We start from the raw sequence: 15,508 nt of genomic DNA on the forward strand, positions 1-15,508 counted from the left end.
ATGAAATAAAACAGTAATAATGTGTTTGAAATCGTCAGCAGATAGAAGCAATTTTTGATTCTAAATCATGAACACGATATTTATCGAGAAAATCATATTTAACCATTTGACCAAGCACTTGATAAGCCCTCTGCTTTGCTAATTCAGGATTGTTGCTTAAAGAATAAACGCTAGGTGCATTAGGTATTCCTGCCAGGACTATCGCTTGTTCATCACTCAAAGCGCCTGCAGGAACACCAAAATAACCAAGAGATGCTTCTTCAATGCCATAATAGCCGTCACCAAAATAGATCGAATTCACATAGACCTCTAAAATCTCATCTTTTGAATATATGTCTTCTATCTTTAAAGCCATGAAAAATTCAGCAATCTTTCGCACAAAATCTTTATCTTGTGAAAAATAAAGATTCTTAGCAAGCTGTTGCGTGATTGTTGAACCGCCTTCTACCAAAGCACCCTCTTTGAGATTTGTCAAAATGGCTCTTCCGATTGATTCGATATCGATTCCAGAATGATGATAGAAATCATGATCTTCCACTGCAACTACCGCATCTAGATATACAGGAGATATATCTTGGAGCGATATATAGTTTTGCTGATTCTGGATCTCTTGAATTTTATCAGGTAAATCTTGTTGGGCAAGAGAATTTTTATATTCGCTATAACCCATAAATGTCAAAACGCCTAAACCCATCAAAACGACAAGAAGAAGCCCTAAAAAGAATATGCCTATCTTTTTCATATCTACTTCACGATCCTATAATAAACTTTTGATGTCAAGAGATATACAATGGAATAAATCACAACAAATACCAAAAAGCAAATCAGAGTCACGGTCACAAATAACTTTGTATCATCAAAGTATAACAATCTAAGTAGTTTATCGATCAAAGGAAATGCAAAACAGATATGAATACCGGCAACAATTAATGGTAAAAAGAAAACCGTTAAAACTTGGGAATTGATCGAGCGTTTGAGTTCTCTTTTTTCCAATCCAATGTTAGCCATAATTTCAAACCGATTACGATCCTGAAGTCCTTCTGTGATTTGTTTATAATACATGATCAATACAGCAGCAACAACAAAAAGCATGCTCAAGAAGATTCCCAAGAATAAGAATCCTGCATATAAAGACATAACTTCATGATACGAGGCATCTTTAGTACTTGTATAAACGTAAACTAAATCTTGGGTCGTATCGCCCTCATCTATATTCAAAGTTCGAAATAATGAAGCAATCTTCTCTTGAGAGCGATTGTCTTTGTCACAATTAAAAGAAAGCATCGTTGTCGGAGTGCTGTAGGCGTTTGAATACAGCATTTCCTGGATCTTCTGTATTTGAAGAACTTGAGTATAATCTGACATTACGACAAAATAATTATCATTTATACTCGTGCCAGCTTCCTGTGTATCCATAAAGTTAGATAATGTATCTTTGACACAATAGCTCACATCTCCCACTTTCAAATAATCATCGGTATATTTTTGATGTGTTCCATAAATGAAAACTTCATCTTGTTTCAAAGTCAGTTGTTGATCCATCGATGCATTGTAGTCCTCTAAAGGAATAAAGTACAAAGATACAACATCCCCAACATTCGAAAGTGAAGCTTGGGAAATATCCGTATCCAAAGTTCCATTCTCCAAAATACCGCTCATGGAACTGTATCGATAAAGCATAATGTCTTCAGCTTGAACTTTGTTTTCTTCTAAGACAGTCATTAACTGGACCTTTGATGAATCCAGATCATATCCTCGCATCGCGACTTGAACTTCCCTGGGAAAACGCGAACTGATGATCGAATCGATACTCATCCATAAAGATACTGTTGTTGACAGCATCACTAAAATCATCGTAGATAGAATACAGATATTTGCCAGTCCGACAGCATTTTGTTTCATTCGATAGATCATATTGGAAACGCTGATGAAATGACGAGTTTTATAATAGTAATTTTTGTTTTTCTTTAGCAGTTTTAGAAATGTGACACTGCCTGCAATAAAAAGAAGATAAGTTCCAAAAATCACAAGGACGACTGCGATAAAGAAAAATGTAAAAGCACTCAGAGGGTCTGTAATTGATACAGCCAAATAGTAACCAAAGCCCAGGCACCCTAAACCGGCCAAAGAAAAAAGCCATTTTGTTTTTGGTTCTTTTTCACCCATTTGTTGTGAATGAATCAATTCAATAGGATTGGTCATCTGGATCTGAAATAAAGAAAAACAATAAATCAACAGATAAATCAATGAAAACAATACCAAACTGTATACAATACCAGTCACAGAAATGTAAAAACCAAATCCGGCATCAAAAGAAAGCATTCTCAACAAGATAAGATAAGATAGTTTGTCGAATAAGATTCCTGTGCCAATACCGAAAACCAGAGAAAATACCAAACTGATCAAAGTCTCATAAAAAATCACTCTAGCAATATGTTTTTTCTCCATTCCCAAGATATTGAAAATCCCAAATTCATGTTTCCTTCGTTTCATCAAAAAGGAGTGTGTATAGAACAAAAATATGATTGAAAAAATCACGATTACACCCACACCAGATGATAATAACATCTGAACGTATTGGCCTCCCACCAAAGCAGTGATGCCTTCATTATGGGACAAAGAGTATACAAGATAAAAAATCATTACGGTCAGTGAACTTGAACAAAGAAACGGAAGAAACATTTTTCCATTCTTCTTTAAATTATCGACAGCCAGACGGAAGTAAAAATGTTTAAGCATGTCGAACACCGCCCGTTGCCAAAAGTGTTAAAGTATCCGATATCGATTCATACATTTGATCAAGAGAACGATCTCCACGATAGATTTGATGAAATACTTCCCCATCTTTGATAAACAGTACTCGTTTCGCATGAGAAGCTGCCTTAGTTGAGTGTGTGACCATTAATATCGTTTGCTCATTTTGATTCAATTGATCAAACAACATTAACAGTTCTTCTGTCGATTTGGAGTCCAGAGCTCCCGTAGGCTCATCCGCCAATATCAGTTCCGGATTCATAATGACAGCGCGAGCAACTGCAACTCTTTGTTTTTGGCCACCGGAGATCTCGTAAGGGTACTTTCCCAAGATCTCACTGATCCCCAATTGTCTTGATAAAGGTTTGAGTAAACGAAACATCTCTTTTGGCTTAGTGTTCGATAAGACAAGCGGTAAAAGAATATTATCCTGATTTGAAAAATTATTGAGTAAGTTAAAATCCTGAAAGACAAACCCAAGGTTATTTCTTCGATAAGAAGCCAGCATTTTTTCAGGAATTTTCGTTAAATCTTTTCCGTTCAAATAAACAGATCCGCTGGTTGGACGATCCAAAGCAGCCAAAATATTTAACAGAGTCGTTTTCCCTGATCCTGATTCTCCCATGATTGCCACATACTCCCCTTTTTCTACATTAAGGTTTACGTTCCGCAATGCCTGCACAGAATTTGTGGAAAAACGCGAAGAGTAGACTTTTTTAACATTTCTTACTTCTAACAATGACATCTCAATTCCTCCTTACACACTCTCAGTTTAAAAGAGAAATCATTCTTCAGACATAGATTAAGCTAACAATAATTAATCTTATCTTACAGTTTTGTAAGATTGTTCAAATGTTAAAAAGACCTTCGTATAGCTTTCAACTTGCGACTCGATAGAGATTTGACAAGAAAGCTTTTTACAGATTTCTTTGCATAGATAAAGGCCCAAGCCGCTGGCTCTTTTATCCTGTCTGCCATTAAAACCAGTATAGCCCTTCTCAAAGACACGAGGTATATCACTGGCTTGAATGCCTATGCCATTGTCTTCTATGACTAGCTCACGATCCTTTTGAAGATAGATTTTGATTTGTCCATAAGGTTTTGTATATTTCAGTGCATTCGATAAAAGCTGCTCAATAACAAAGACGAGCCATTTCTCGTCGCTTAAGACAAAAAGATGTGTTTCTTTAAAGATAAGAGAAATATTGCGTGTAATAAACTCAGAAGAAAAATAACGTATACTCTGCCGAATTGTTTCATCGAGGTCTGTTTCTTTAAAAACATAGTCCGTCTGCGATGCGTTCATACGAAGATATGCCAGAACCATATCGGTATACTGATTGATGCGCAAAAGCTGGCTCTTTAGTTTCTCTTTTGAAAGATGATCTTCCTCTAGTAGAAGCTGCATTGCAGAAATGGGTAATTTGACCTGGTGGATCCATAAAGTAAAATAATCCATATGTTGTTTGAATTGTTCTTCGTTTTGATCAATCGCTTCTAGCCGGGCGCGTTCGATCTTTTTTAAAAGAACCTGGTATTCAATACCCGGCAAAGTAGAATCATGAAGATCCATAACCTGATCAATAGCTTCGGTCTTGATCAAAATGCGCTGATCGTGCCGCTTTTTATAACGATAAAAGTCAGTCCCAATTAAAACTAGAAAGAAGAAAAGACATAGAAGCGTTCCGTAAAAAAGAATTTCTATGTCAATTTGATATAAAAAACAAAGTATGCTTAAAGTGAAAAAACTGACAGTGAGAAAAAGGAGCCAGTAACTATGATCTTTGCAGTACCAAAATAGAATTTTCATACTTTGTACCCCATTCCCTTAACGGTTTCAATGAATCGCTGGCAACCTATAGAATCCAATTTTTTTCGTAAACGGTTCACATTCACGCTTAATGTATTTTCATCCACATAATAATCTGTTTTCCAAAGATAATTCATCATTTCATCGCGGGAAACAATCTTGTTTTTCTGCTGAAGAAGCAGCATCAGAATCTTTGATTCATTCCGTGTTAATTCAACTTCATGATCGTTAAAGACCGCACGCGTTTCCTCTGGAAAAAAACGAAGTCCCTTATGTTCTAAAACAAGTGTTTTGCCAGCGAAATCATAAGTTCTTCTAAGTAACGCTTGAATCTTTGCCTGTAAAATCTGCAACTCGAAAGGTTTTGTGATATAGTCGTCAGCACCTTGACTCAATGCCATAACAATATTCATATTGTCAGCAATGCTCGAGATAAAAAGAATCGGAACTTTAGAAATCTTGCGTATCTCGCCGGCCCAGTGGTAACCATTGAGAAAAGGCAATACAATATCCATACAAACAAGATCTGGATGCGTATCCAAAAATACCTGAAGAATATTTTTAAAATCTTTAGGAATAATGACTTTATAGTTCCAACCTTCAAGAAAATCTTTCATCTTTTGTGCAATAATTTCTTCATCTTCAATTAATAATATCGTATACATAGCTTTATAATAACAAAAAAAGTGCCCGAAGGCACTTGTTGAATCTATTCGGTTTCAATCAATCCATAACCGCCATCATAGCGTTTATAAACGACAGCAATCTTTTGCGTTTCATCATCTGTATAGATAAAGAAATCATGCCCTAACAATTCCATTTTCATGATCGCATCATCTAAGCTCATTTCAACAGGAACAATGGATTTTGTCTTAACTACTTGATCATCCGAATCCAAATCATCATCCACTTCGTCGATAAAGGCTTGGGCTAGAGAATCTTTGTTCTTACGAGTCAGACGAGTCTTTTGACGACGAATCTGATCTTCTAGTTTGTCGATAACTTTATCAACCGCATTATACAGATCATCATCCATAACTTCCGCACGGAGGATTGCGAATTTTGTGGGAATCGTCACCTCGATTTTCTGCTTATGACGATACGTACGAATCAAAACATTGGCCGTATCTTCATCGCCAACAATGAAATACTTGTTGAGCACTTCCAATTTTTTGTGAATCTTATCAGAGATCCCTTGCGTAACGGTTACATTTTTTCCTACTACATTGATTTTCATAATAGGTACCTCCTTGTTATTGAAATTATACCACAGTATAACTCAAATGAAAATCAAGGACCCTTCATTATAGGCCATTTAGGAATCAAGATCTAAATAAACATTTTTAAGCTTCTTTAACTCTCTCACATAAGTCTGATAGAGGTCTTTGGTCATAGAACCATCACTTGGAAAAGGAAAATATAAAAAACATTTTTTATGAAGCTTATTCAGACTCATCTGTAAGACAAGGATTTGTTGAAGCGGGTCCATCTTTTTATATAGAGATAAAAAATGAATCCGAATCTCTTCAATATCTTCATTTCGATCAGCAGCTTCTAAGGACTCTAAAAAACTTTCATAATCTTTAAAAAAAATGTCGATGCAATTAGACATAAGCTTCCTCTTTCTTTATTTTGACAAACTATCAATAGTCTATCAAATTTAAATATGAATAACCAGGAAACGGCTCGAAATTAAAATAGAACGAAGAAACTTCAACAAATGACTAGAAATTTATCTTTTTATTTTCTTATAAATGAGATAAACTTGAAAAAAAAAGAGGTGAAAATATGCAATATGGACTGATTGGCGAACATTTGGGTCATTCTTATTCAAAATTGATTCAAGAAAAATTAATAGACAACTATACTTATGAGATTCATCCTGTTAAAAAAACGGATCTGGATGCGTTTATGAAAAAGCATTCTTTCCAAGCAATCAACGTTACGATCCCATATAAAAAAGACGTGATTCCTTACCTTTATCAATTAGATGATGCTTCCAAGAAAATAGGAGCAGTCAATACTATCGTAAACCGTGAAGGAAAACTTTTCGGGTATAATACGGATTATTATGGCTTTGATTATATGGTCAAAAAACACGGAATATCGTTTGCGAACAAAAAAGTTCTCGTTTTAGGAAATGGAGGAGCCAGCCAGGCGATACAAGCCGTCATTAAAGACAATGAAGCAAAAGAACTCTTAGTAACAGATATCATCCTCAGTGGTGATGTACTCTCTATCGATTCCGTCTACCAAAATCATAAAGATATCGATATTGTTGTGAATACGACGCCTTGCGGTATGTATCCCCATGTTGATTCCGCAGCGGTGGATCTATCGAAGTTTATTCACATTGAAGCAGTATTTGATTGTATTTATAATCCAATGGATACAAAGTTTACGCTACAAGCTAAAAGCTTAGGAATTCCAGTAGCTGTCACTGGATTAGAAATGTTGGTCGGACAAGCAAAGAGGGCCTTGGAGCACTTTAAAGACATTCAAATCGATGATCGGGAAATTGACAGAATCTATCGTGAGATTTTATTCGAAACATCTAATTTGATCACCGACTGCACAAACTCAGATATACTCAACGATCTAAGCAATCGTCTTCATAAAGAAATACGATTTTCTAAGCAAATTGAAAAAGATGCAATTGAAAACAGCCTGATTCTTGTCGTTTCACAAGAGGAAATCTCGGCGCATCAGGAAAAGCTGATTTCGAATGGCTTTATCGTAAATGGAGATTCAGCCGATACAATCATAGCTAGATTTAAATCTGCCATTCAAAAATTCTAAATAAAAACCAGAGATTTTGAAATTGAAAGTTCTCTGGTTTTTTTATCGAATTTGAAAAAGCAATTAGATCGAATTGTGTAAGATATCTAAAACAGAATTCAAATCTGTCACATTGATTTGTCCTGGTGCACTGGCAGCTCTAGCAGCTCCAAATGTCAAGCAAGAACCAAACACTTCCCCAGCCAATCTAGAAATAACACCATCAGCGCCCATTGACATTGTGATAATTGGTCGATCGGCATACTTCTCATTCATATCCAATGTTGCCTTTAAAAGAGTTAGAACATCTGATTTTGACTGCGGCATTAATGCAATCTTGGGAATATCCGCTTCTTTTTCCTGCATCAGTTTCAATCTGGAAATGATTTCTTCATAATCTGGCGTCTTATCGAAATCATGATTACTCATCACTACATATACGCCATGTGCGTGGGCATACTCAACGATCTCTTTCACTTCGTCATCGCCAGTAAAACATTCTACATCCACAAAATCAATCTGTTTAGAATCAATCATTTGTTTGTTCAATGCAACATAATCTTCATTGGAAATGGCCATTTCCCCGCCTTCTTTACTGGTTCTAAAAGTAGCCAGAAGAACGGTATCTGATAACATTGTCCCAACAAGTTGAATTGCTTTTTGGGCTTCTTCTTTTTTTAATATATCTTTGAAGTGGTCCATACGCCATTCAATAATGTCATATGTCAAACCCTCCAAACTCTGGATTTCATTTTTTAGACCCTCTAGATCTTTTCCCATGATTGGGATGCAGATTTTTGGTTTTCCTTTACCAAATTCAACATTCTTAACTGTAATAATCTTCATAATTACCTCCACTCAACATTTTTTAAAGGCTCGTCCTTTGCACATAAAGGGTAACAATCCTTTATTTATCGTGTCTTTTTGATAAAGCATCTCGATATTTCACTCTTTTTGGTGACATTATCGCCATTTTGATGAACTTTAGAACTTTATCATATCGGTCTTTAGGCTCATTCATAATGAACCAAAATAAATTCATCCAGTCTTGCAGATTTTCTCTGTCGTAACCTCCATGTGCTCTCATAAATTTTTAAAGTAACATATGGAGATGATTGACTGGATATAATGGATTCTCTTTATCGTTCAGCTGTTTTATTTTATTAGATAAATATACTTCATTTTTTAATCCCAGTTCTTCAACAAGTATGTTATGAGATTTTTCTTCATCATGAACGATTGTCGAACCTTCGGCTATATGTTTTCCATAGGTTCTGATTGTCGAGGTCCTGGATGGTTTTGATGTTCCTGTCACTATGTAGATGGATGCCTTATCATTGCAGGCAACCCCTACTCCTATTTTGTTCCTGGATATTCCTCGCAGTTCTTTTCCGTCTTTTTTGATCTTGTTCTGTTTGGCTTTTGAAAAATACGTTTCGTCTAAATATACAGTACCATCCAACACTATATCATCTTGGATCCCTTTTAATACTTCAAATACTTTAATAAGCCAGTATTTAGCGGTTGTTTCTGAATTCCTGTTGTCATAAGCTGTGGAATGGAGTGAATGAAATTCAAACAAATGCAGAAGATATTCGATCCATTCCGAAATAGGTATTTTCTTTGAATCAAAGATTGTATTTGTTAATGGATTAAATTGATGATGACATGTCTTACAAAAAATAAATCTGAATTCCATCTTTTCTATGCCCATTTTTAGTGAATTCTGAAGAATCGCATAGCCTACAATTTTCTATAGGTAAAGAGTTTATAAATATTATTTCTTCCTTTGACATCGTACGATGTTTGGCATCATACCATTCAGAAACTGTAGATTCGACTAAAAGTTGATCCGTTGTTTTGGCTTCGGATTTAGACCACGAAAAAGAACGTAAAGGTGTGTATTTTTTACGTTTCTTAGATTTCATTGTTTTGGCGGTTCAGAGTTTCACGAGATGAACAACCAGAACCGCCAAGTTCTCTTGATGGTTATTCACCTCATGAAGCTCCTCAAGAGCTTGCCTTTCTGTAAGCGTCTAAATTATACCACCAAGATTTCATTTTTAATATTTATTCATCCTTTATGTGCAAAGGACGAGCCTAAAAAATTAAACCCTCAGAAAAATGGATCATGTATTCGAAAAGATCGGGTCTTCGTCCGTATCTTGACGAAGTGTTTAAATCTGTAAAAATCACACCCAATATTCAATGTGAAATTGTTGAAGATACCGCAGCTTTAGGTTTGGTCGCCATCAATTATGGCATTGCATTAGTCCCAAATATCAATATCATTAAGCTTTATGATTTAAAAGTCATTAACATCGAAAACAAATTAGAAGATCGAAAGATCTATATGGCCACTTTAAAAAATCGTTATTTGACGCCGTCTGTCAATAAGTTTATTAACTTTATGATCCATAACACTTTTAACAATCAAGAGTTTGAAAATAAATAAGAAAATGTTTGATTTTATATGTAAGAGTTGGTATTATTTTTACATGAAAGTATTTTCTTCTAATTACTTTTACTTTTTTAACTCATAGCCCTGCAGACATTTTAGAATTGATTCAGGGCTTTTCAAAGTGTTAACTCCTTTATAGTTAACACTTTTTATTTTATCAAGGAGAAGGATATGAAAAGAGGATTAATCGGAAAAGACTTACGAGGAAACTTTACACAAAGGGTTTCTAATGCATTTGGTTTATCGAATTATGAAATGGTGGAAATGAATGAAGAACAAGTTATTGATTTTGTAAAAGAAAAAAATTTCGAGGGAATCAATATCACGTTCCCTTATAAAAAATTGATTTATGACTATGTTGATGTTCCCAGTAAAAACGCACAAAAAATTAAGGCAGTCGATACGATCATTGTTAAAGATGGAAAAACTTATGGTTATAACACAGACTACGATTCATTTTACTATTTGATCAAACGACACAATATCAATTTTAAAAATAAAAAAGTTCTGATATTAGGAAATGGCGGATCTAGTTCTGCCGTACAAGTGATTGCGAAAGAAATGCAAGCATCAGAAATTAACGTAGTCGATATTGTTGAGAGCGAAGGCAGTATCTCATACATTGAATGCTTTGCCAAACATTTAAATTCAGATATCGTGATCAACACTTCCCCCGTTGGTATGTCACCAGATATTTTAAATGCTCCAATCGCAATGTCATTATTCTCAAACTGCGAAGCCGTAATCGACCTAGTCTATAATCCTATTCTAACCACATTGGGTTTCAATGCTCAGGAATTAGGAATCACTCGCGTGATCGGAATTGAAATGGAAGTAGCGCAAACCAAATATGCAGTTGAACTGATCACGGGTCAAAAGATATCCGATGATAGAATCGATGAGGTGATCCATGAAATCTTAATAGAAAAATGTAATATTGTATTGATTGGTATGCCAAGTGCCGGGAAAACATCTATCGGACAACTTCTCTCAAAACGTCTTAATAAGCCTTTTATTGATTTAGATGATGTTGTCGTAGAGAAAGCCAAGATGCCAATTCCTGAAATCTTTGATCAAAGCGGTGAAGCCGGTTTTAGAAAACTAGAATCTCTGGTGGCTGTGGAACTTTCTACCTTAAACAACGTAATCATTGCGACTGGCGGAGGAACCGTCAAAAATAAAGCCAATATGGATAGTCTGCGTTTAAATGGAATCGTATTCTTTATTGACCGTGATCTGGACAAGCTGATTTCTAGCGATCCTAATCGCCCGTTGTCTTCAAGCAAAGAAGCTTTGCGAACTATGCATAAAGAGAGATATCCACTGTATCAGAAATATTCAAATGTAGTTGTCTTTAATAACGAAGAAATGGATAAAACCGTAGAAGATATTGTAAAAGGATTCCATGAGACTGCCAAGCAAGCTGTAAAAAAAGATTGGAGGAAATATTGTGATCATCACTCTGAAAAAAGAAGCTAAACCCGAACAAATAAAGAAATTAGTTCATCGTTTTGAAAACATGAATTTAAAGGTTACCGTCATTTATGGAGAAAACTATAATGTATTTGGTTTAGTTGGCGATACATCGAAAGTAGATGAAAAAAACATCATGGCCAACCCTATCGTCGCCAATGTGCAACGTGTAGATGAGCCCTATAAACTGGTTAATCGAAAATTTCATCCCGAAGATACTATCGTCGATGTAAATGGAATCAAGATTGGCGGAAAGAAGCTGACAATGATTGCCGGCCCATGCAGTGTCGAGGGTAAAGATCAAATTCTGAGAATAGCAAAAGAAGTCAAAAAATGTGGAGCAGATATGTTGCGAGGCGGTGCCTATAAACCGAGAACAAGTCCTTACGCTTTTCAGGGGTTAGGAACTCAGGGGATTCTGGATCTTTGTCAGGCACGAAAAGAAACAGGTTTACCCATCGTCAGCGAATTAATGGCAACCGAACACTTGCAAGAGTTCGTTGAAAATGTAGACATTATTCAGATCGGGGCTCGTAACATGCAAAACTTCGACCTTCTCAAAGCTGTCGGAAAAACAAAAAAACCAATTCTGTTAAAGCGCGGTTTAGCAAATACAATTAATGAATGGATCATGGCAGCTGAGTATATTATGTCAGAAGGAAATCCGAATGTAATTTTCTGCGAAAGAGGTATCCGAACTTTTGAAACAATGACACGAAACACCCTGGATCTGGCAGTCATTCCCATCATAAAATCAAAAACGCATTTACCGATCATTATCGATCCAAGCCATGCCGCAGGAAACTGGAAACTTATCGAATCCTTATCATTAGCATCCATAGCAGCCGGAGCTGATGGATTGATCATCGAAGTACATGATAATCCGGAATGCGCTTGGAGCGATGGGGATCAAAGTCTGAAACCAGAAAAGTATGCAAGTTTGATTCAAAAGGGAAAAAAGATTGCTCAAGTTATTGGAAGAGAATTATAGAAAAAAACAGTATCACATCAGATACTGTTTTTCATTGCTTGTTTCGATGAGGTCAATCCGTCTTTTATAATCCGGCATAACTTTGCACAATTGAGCATAAAACGCTGGTGAATGATTGGGCTCAACCATATGGATAAACTCATGACAGATGACATATTCAATAAACTCAACTGGATAATGGATCAATTCAGAATTTAAAGTAATCGAACCTTTATCCGGGTGACAAACTCCCCAGCTCGAAGACATCCTCCGAATCAAAATCTTTGGTTTTTTTGTTAAAATGGGTTGAACGCGTAAAAAAATCATATCCGAGATATCGGATAAAACATCTTTGGCTGTTTGTTTCAGAAAGTCTTGATACACTTTCTCCATCAATGTGCAGTCTTTTGCCTGTATGATCAATTCATGTTCGCAAGTTGAGACATGATTTGAAGAGCCCGTTACTTTTCGAATTTGAAAACTGCGACCAAACAGACGAACTGATGAACTCTTCAGAGGAAAATACAATTCATCAACATGCTCTTGAATGAATTTTTCAATCGATTCTTTCGTGCAAAAAGGATTCGCATGAATAATCAGTTTCCCTTGAGGAGTTACTCGCATACGGATTCCCTTTTGTTTTGTTATCTTGACAGAATATTCCGGAATGGAATGATTCCGAGTTGTATGAATTTTTTTTGACATAAATGAGCCTCCTAAAAACCATCTCAATATGTCCCCTTAATGCTCGATAATAATATCATAACTATAAAAAAAAGTGTATACGAAATCTAAAAAGAACAAAAAAACTAAACTTTTTCGATAAGAACTAAAATGTGATAGTATGTAACAGGTGATAGAAATGAACAATCCTTATCGGAATTCTAACGATAATAAACGATATCAGACCATGAACTATTATTTTCGCTCCAAGTATGGTACAAAGGTCGCCAAAGTTCCTTTAAACGCGGGCTTTACCTGCCCTAACAGAGATGGCACAAAAGGAATCCTTGGATGTACTTTTTGTTCTGAAAAAGGGAGTGGCGACAGTATATTAAAATTTGACCAGGACCTGCAGACTCAATATGAAAAAGGATTAGCGAGAATGCAAAAAAAATGGCCCCGCTGTTTAGGGTTTGCCTACTTCCAGTCATATACCAACACATATGCCGATCTTGATACAATCAAAAAAATCTATGATCCGTTCTATGCTCGAAAAGATGTCACAGGAATCTGCATTGCTACAAGAGCCGATTGTCTGGCTCAAGATGTCTTGGATTATTTTGCCGAGAAAGCTAAAGAGAAGGAAACATGGCTTGAAATAGGACTTCAAAGTATTCACAATAAAACAATTCAATTCTTGAACCGGTGCCATACCACAGAAGAAGTCTGGGAAGCACTGGATCGAATCAAAACCACTGAAATCAAGAGCTGTATCCACATTATTAATTCTTTACCCAACGAAACCAAAGAAGATATGATCGAAACTGTTAAAGAGCTTTCCTGTCATCCATTTGATGCGATAAAGATCCATATGCTTCATCTGATACAAAATACCCAGATGGCAGAACAGTACAAAGAATGTCCCTTCCCTCTTTTATCTCTGGAAGAATATGTTGATGTCGTTGTGAAACAACTGGAATATCTGCCTTATGATTGTGTAGTCGAACGATTAACAGGAGATGGCATGGCAAAAGATTTGATTGAACCAAAGTGGACAATCAAAAAAACGATTGTCACAAATGAAATCGATAAAAAAATGGTTCAAGAAAACACTTGGCAAGGAAAAAAGAGTCGGATATCTTATTGATCCGACTCTTCTAATTTTACGCAATAGTAATTCTTCTTTCCTCTTTTTAAAATCATATAATCTTTTACACAGCATTTTTCAATGCAGATCTTCATCAAAGGATCCGTAACTTTCGTTCCGTTGATGGCGATTGAATTGCCTTTGATCCACTCTCTCGCTTCTCGCTTACTAGATGCGATATGCGTTTGAACCAAAACGTCTTCCAGCAACAAACCGCAAGGACAATTGATCTGATCCATCTGTCCTACAGCTTCCAATTTCTGTTCTTCATTCAACTCGGAAAAAGAACCTCTAAACAAAGCGTTTGTGATCTTTAAAGCGGAATCCAATCCTTGTTCTCCATGAAGATCCTTTACAACATTGGCCGCCAACGCTTTTTGAGCTTCCCGTTTGTGTGGTTCTTCCTTTAATGAAACTTCCAAAGCATTGATTTCATCAATCGATAAGAATGTCAGTTTCTTCAAATATTCAATAACTTTTGAATCCTCTGTATTAAACAAGAATTGATACAGCTCATATGGACTTGTTTTTCTAGGATCTAACCACACCGTTCCGGTCTCACTCTTACCAAATTTTGTCCCGTCGGCCTTTGTAATCAAAGGCATAGTCAATCCATAACATTTCACATCCGCACCGCATTTTTTTCGAATCAGCTCTAATCCTGAAGTAATATTCCCCCATTGATCCTGACCGCCAATCTGCATCGTGCAGTTCCGCGTTTTATATAACGTATAAAAATCAAGAGATTGAAGGATCATATAAGAAAATTCTGTATAGCTGATTCCAGAATCCAGACGTTTTTTTACTGTTTCCTTATTAATCATGTAGTTTACATTGAACAGCTTCCCATAATCTCTTAAAAAATCGATAATTGTGATATCTTTGGTCCAATCCAAGTTGTTGACCATATCAAATCCCCAAAGATTCGAGATTTGTTCATGCAAAGCATCATAATTCTTCTGCAGTACTTCCGGTGTCAACATATTTCTTTCGCCCGTGGCTTTAGGATCACCGATAAATCCGGTTGCTCCGCCGACTAACATAATGGGGTGATGTCCATGCATCTGCAGACGTTTTGCCATCAATAAAGAACTGTAATGTCCGATGTGTAAAGAATCCGCCGTCGGATCGGTTCCAATGTAAAAGGTCAAATGCTCATTATTGATTGCATCTTCTACATCTGGACTAGTAACATTATCGATCAATCCACGCCATTTCAATTCATCAAATAGTTTCATATCATATCCTCCATAAAAAAAACGTCCTGAATAAGGACGTTTGCACGCGGTACCACCTTACTTCATACAATAAGTATGCACTCTAGTCTTTAACGCAGACCTACGTCAAATGAAGCTCCAAGGTGTATTCCACAGATTTTCCTACAGCTTTGCACCAGCCAGCTGCTCTCTGACAAGAAAGATTCTGTGTACTCTTTCTCTTCATCGCTGTAAC

Annotated in this window: 16 protein-coding genes and 1 other annotated feature; of the genes, 5 read left to right on the forward strand and 11 right to left on the reverse strand. The window is 36.1% G+C overall.

Features of this window, described 5'->3' with window-relative positions; genetic code table 11:
* Window positions 1-34 precede the first annotated feature (34 nt).
* The 7 genes from HNQ43_RS06020 to HNQ43_RS06050 form a co-directional block, all read right to left on the reverse strand.
* Window positions 35-742 carry a transglycosylase domain-containing protein gene (locus HNQ43_RS06020; protein ID WP_183375772.1) on the reverse strand — a complete coding sequence of 236 codons (708 nt, stop codon included), beginning with the start codon at window positions 740-742 and terminating at the stop codon, window positions 35-37.
* Window positions 743-744: 2 nt separating this feature from the next.
* Window positions 745-2,739: an ABC transporter permease gene (locus HNQ43_RS06025; protein WP_183375774.1), complete on the reverse strand. Its 1,995-nt coding sequence runs from the start codon at window positions 2,737-2,739 to the stop codon at window positions 745-747.
* The gene (locus HNQ43_RS06030) at window positions 2,732-3,499 is read right to left on the reverse strand and encodes an ABC transporter ATP-binding protein (protein ID WP_183375776.1); all 768 of its coding nucleotides are present in this window, start codon (window positions 3,497-3,499) and stop codon (window positions 2,732-2,734) included. The genes HNQ43_RS06025 and HNQ43_RS06030 overlap by 8 nt, the downstream gene beginning before the upstream one ends.
* A gap of 78 nt (window positions 3,500-3,577) precedes the next feature.
* Window positions 3,578-4,357 carry a sensor histidine kinase gene (locus HNQ43_RS06035; protein ID WP_244957046.1) on the reverse strand — a complete coding sequence of 260 codons (780 nt, stop codon included), beginning with the start codon at window positions 4,355-4,357 and terminating at the stop codon, window positions 3,578-3,580.
* A gap of 203 nt (window positions 4,358-4,560) precedes the next feature.
* Window positions 4,561-5,229, reverse strand: coding sequence for a response regulator transcription factor (locus HNQ43_RS06040; RefSeq protein WP_183375780.1), 669 nt, complete (start codon window positions 5,227-5,229; stop codon window positions 4,561-4,563).
* Between the two features lie 44 nt (window positions 5,230-5,273).
* Window positions 5,274-5,801: a ribosome hibernation-promoting factor, HPF/YfiA family gene (gene hpf, locus HNQ43_RS06045; protein WP_183375782.1), complete on the reverse strand. Its 528-nt coding sequence runs from the start codon at window positions 5,799-5,801 to the stop codon at window positions 5,274-5,276.
* A 78-nt stretch (window positions 5,802-5,879) separates the two neighbouring features.
* Window positions 5,880-6,176, reverse strand: a complete 297-nt coding sequence (locus HNQ43_RS06050; protein ID WP_183375784.1) for a hypothetical protein — start codon at window positions 6,174-6,176, stop codon at window positions 5,880-5,882.
* A 176-nt stretch (window positions 6,177-6,352) separates the two neighbouring features.
* Here HNQ43_RS06050 and HNQ43_RS06055 point away from each other — a divergent pair, with 176 nt between their 5' ends.
* Window positions 6,353-7,363: a shikimate dehydrogenase family protein gene (locus HNQ43_RS06055; protein ID WP_183375786.1), complete on the forward strand. Its 1,011-nt coding sequence runs from the start codon at window positions 6,353-6,355 to the stop codon at window positions 7,361-7,363.
* Between the two features lie 63 nt (window positions 7,364-7,426).
* On the opposite strand, the gene aroD is transcribed toward HNQ43_RS06055, so the two are convergent.
* Together aroD and HNQ43_RS06065 are read right to left on the reverse strand one after the other, a co-directional pair.
* The gene (aroD, locus tag HNQ43_RS06060; RefSeq protein ID WP_183375788.1) at window positions 7,427-8,188 is read right to left on the reverse strand and encodes a type I 3-dehydroquinate dehydratase; all 762 of its coding nucleotides are present in this window, start codon (window positions 8,186-8,188) and stop codon (window positions 7,427-7,429) included.
* Window positions 8,189-8,435: 247 nt separating this feature from the next.
* Window positions 8,436-9,041: a hypothetical protein gene (locus tag HNQ43_RS06065; protein ID WP_183375790.1), complete on the reverse strand. Its 606-nt coding sequence runs from the start codon at window positions 9,039-9,041 to the stop codon at window positions 8,436-8,438.
* Between the two features lie 432 nt (window positions 9,042-9,473).
* Between HNQ43_RS06065 and HNQ43_RS06070 the strand changes: the two genes are divergently transcribed.
* The 3 genes from HNQ43_RS06070 to aroF all read left to right on the forward strand — a co-directional run bounded on the left by HNQ43_RS06070 (window position 9,474) and on the right by aroF (window position 12,267).
* Window positions 9,474-9,797: a LysR substrate-binding domain-containing protein gene (locus tag HNQ43_RS06070; RefSeq protein WP_183375792.1), complete on the forward strand. Its 324-nt coding sequence runs from the start codon at window positions 9,474-9,476 to the stop codon at window positions 9,795-9,797.
* A gap of 177 nt (window positions 9,798-9,974) precedes the next feature.
* On the forward strand, window positions 9,975-11,282 hold the full coding sequence (locus tag HNQ43_RS06075) for a shikimate kinase (protein ID WP_183375794.1): 1,308 nt from the start codon (window positions 9,975-9,977) through the stop codon (window positions 11,280-11,282).
* Window positions 11,254-12,267: a 3-deoxy-7-phosphoheptulonate synthase gene (gene aroF, locus HNQ43_RS06080; RefSeq protein WP_183375796.1), complete on the forward strand. Its 1,014-nt coding sequence runs from the start codon at window positions 11,254-11,256 to the stop codon at window positions 12,265-12,267. Before HNQ43_RS06075 ends, aroF begins: the two co-directional genes overlap by 29 nt.
* Window positions 12,268-12,279: 12 nt before the next feature.
* Here the strand turns inward: aroF and HNQ43_RS06085 are convergent, their stop codons facing one another.
* Window positions 12,280-12,951 (reverse strand): M48 family metallopeptidase, encoded by a 672-nt coding sequence (locus tag HNQ43_RS06085; protein WP_183375798.1) that lies wholly within the window; start codon window positions 12,949-12,951, stop codon window positions 12,280-12,282.
* A 157-nt stretch (window positions 12,952-13,108) separates the two neighbouring features.
* Between HNQ43_RS06085 and mnmL the strand changes: the two genes are divergently transcribed.
* A complete protein-coding gene (mnmL, locus tag HNQ43_RS06090; RefSeq protein ID WP_183375800.1) occupies window positions 13,109-14,056 on the forward strand; it encodes a tRNA modification radical SAM protein MnmL/YtqA in 948 nt (315 codons plus the stop codon).
* Here mnmL and tyrS read toward each other — a convergent pair.
* Window positions 14,050-15,294: a tyrosine--tRNA ligase gene (gene tyrS, locus HNQ43_RS06095; protein ID WP_183375802.1), complete on the reverse strand. Its 1,245-nt coding sequence runs from the start codon at window positions 15,292-15,294 to the stop codon at window positions 14,050-14,052. The two genes, mnmL and tyrS, sit on opposite strands and share 7 nt — an antisense overlap.
* Before the next feature lie 29 nt (window positions 15,295-15,323).
* Window positions 15,324-15,508, reverse strand: a binding site (T-box leader).

This window comes from Faecalicoccus acidiformans, assembly GCF_014202635.1.
Classification (GTDB): domain Bacteria; phylum Bacillota_I; class Bacilli_A; order Erysipelotrichales; family Erysipelotrichaceae; genus Faecalicoccus; species Faecalicoccus acidiformans.

What these genes read in the sequence shown, in the direction of transcription:
- HNQ43_RS06020 (WP_183375772.1), bottom strand. Translation starts at nt 742, where the DNA reads ATGAAAAAGATAGGCATATTCTTTTTAGGGCTTCTTCTTGTCGTTTTG.
- HNQ43_RS06025 (WP_183375774.1), bottom strand. Translation starts at nt 2,739, where the DNA reads ATGCTTAAACATTTTTACTTCCGTCTGGCTGTCGATAATTTAAAGAAG.
- HNQ43_RS06030 (WP_183375776.1), bottom strand. Translation starts at nt 3,499, where the DNA reads ATGTCATTGTTAGAAGTAAGAAATGTTAAAAAAGTCTACTCTTCGCGT.
- HNQ43_RS06040 (WP_183375780.1), bottom strand. Translation starts at nt 5,229, where the DNA reads ATGTATACGATATTATTAATTGAAGATGAAGAAATTATTGCACAAAAG.
- hpf (WP_183375782.1), bottom strand. Translation starts at nt 5,801, where the DNA reads ATGAAAATCAATGTAGTAGGAAAAAATGTAACCGTTACGCAAGGGATC.
- HNQ43_RS06050 (WP_183375784.1), bottom strand. Translation starts at nt 6,176, where the DNA reads ATGTCTAATTGCATCGACATTTTTTTTAAAGATTATGAAAGTTTTTTA.
- HNQ43_RS06055 (WP_183375786.1), top strand. Translation starts at nt 6,353, where the DNA reads ATGCAATATGGACTGATTGGCGAACATTTGGGTCATTCTTATTCAAAA.
- aroD (WP_183375788.1), bottom strand. Translation starts at nt 8,188, where the DNA reads ATGAAGATTATTACAGTTAAGAATGTTGAATTTGGTAAAGGAAAACCA.
- HNQ43_RS06065 (WP_183375790.1), bottom strand. Translation starts at nt 9,041, where the DNA reads ATGGAATTCAGATTTATTTTTTGTAAGACATGTCATCATCAATTTAAT.
- HNQ43_RS06070 (WP_183375792.1), top strand. Translation starts at nt 9,474, where the DNA reads ATGTATTCGAAAAGATCGGGTCTTCGTCCGTATCTTGACGAAGTGTTT.
- HNQ43_RS06075 (WP_183375794.1), top strand. Translation starts at nt 9,975, where the DNA reads ATGAAAAGAGGATTAATCGGAAAAGACTTACGAGGAAACTTTACACAA.
- HNQ43_RS06085 (WP_183375798.1), bottom strand. Translation starts at nt 12,951, where the DNA reads ATGTCAAAAAAAATTCATACAACTCGGAATCATTCCATTCCGGAATAT.
- mnmL (WP_183375800.1), top strand. Translation starts at nt 13,109, where the DNA reads ATGAACAATCCTTATCGGAATTCTAACGATAATAAACGATATCAGACC.
- tyrS (WP_183375802.1), bottom strand. Translation starts at nt 15,294, where the DNA reads ATGAAACTATTTGATGAATTGAAATGGCGTGGATTGATCGATAATGTT.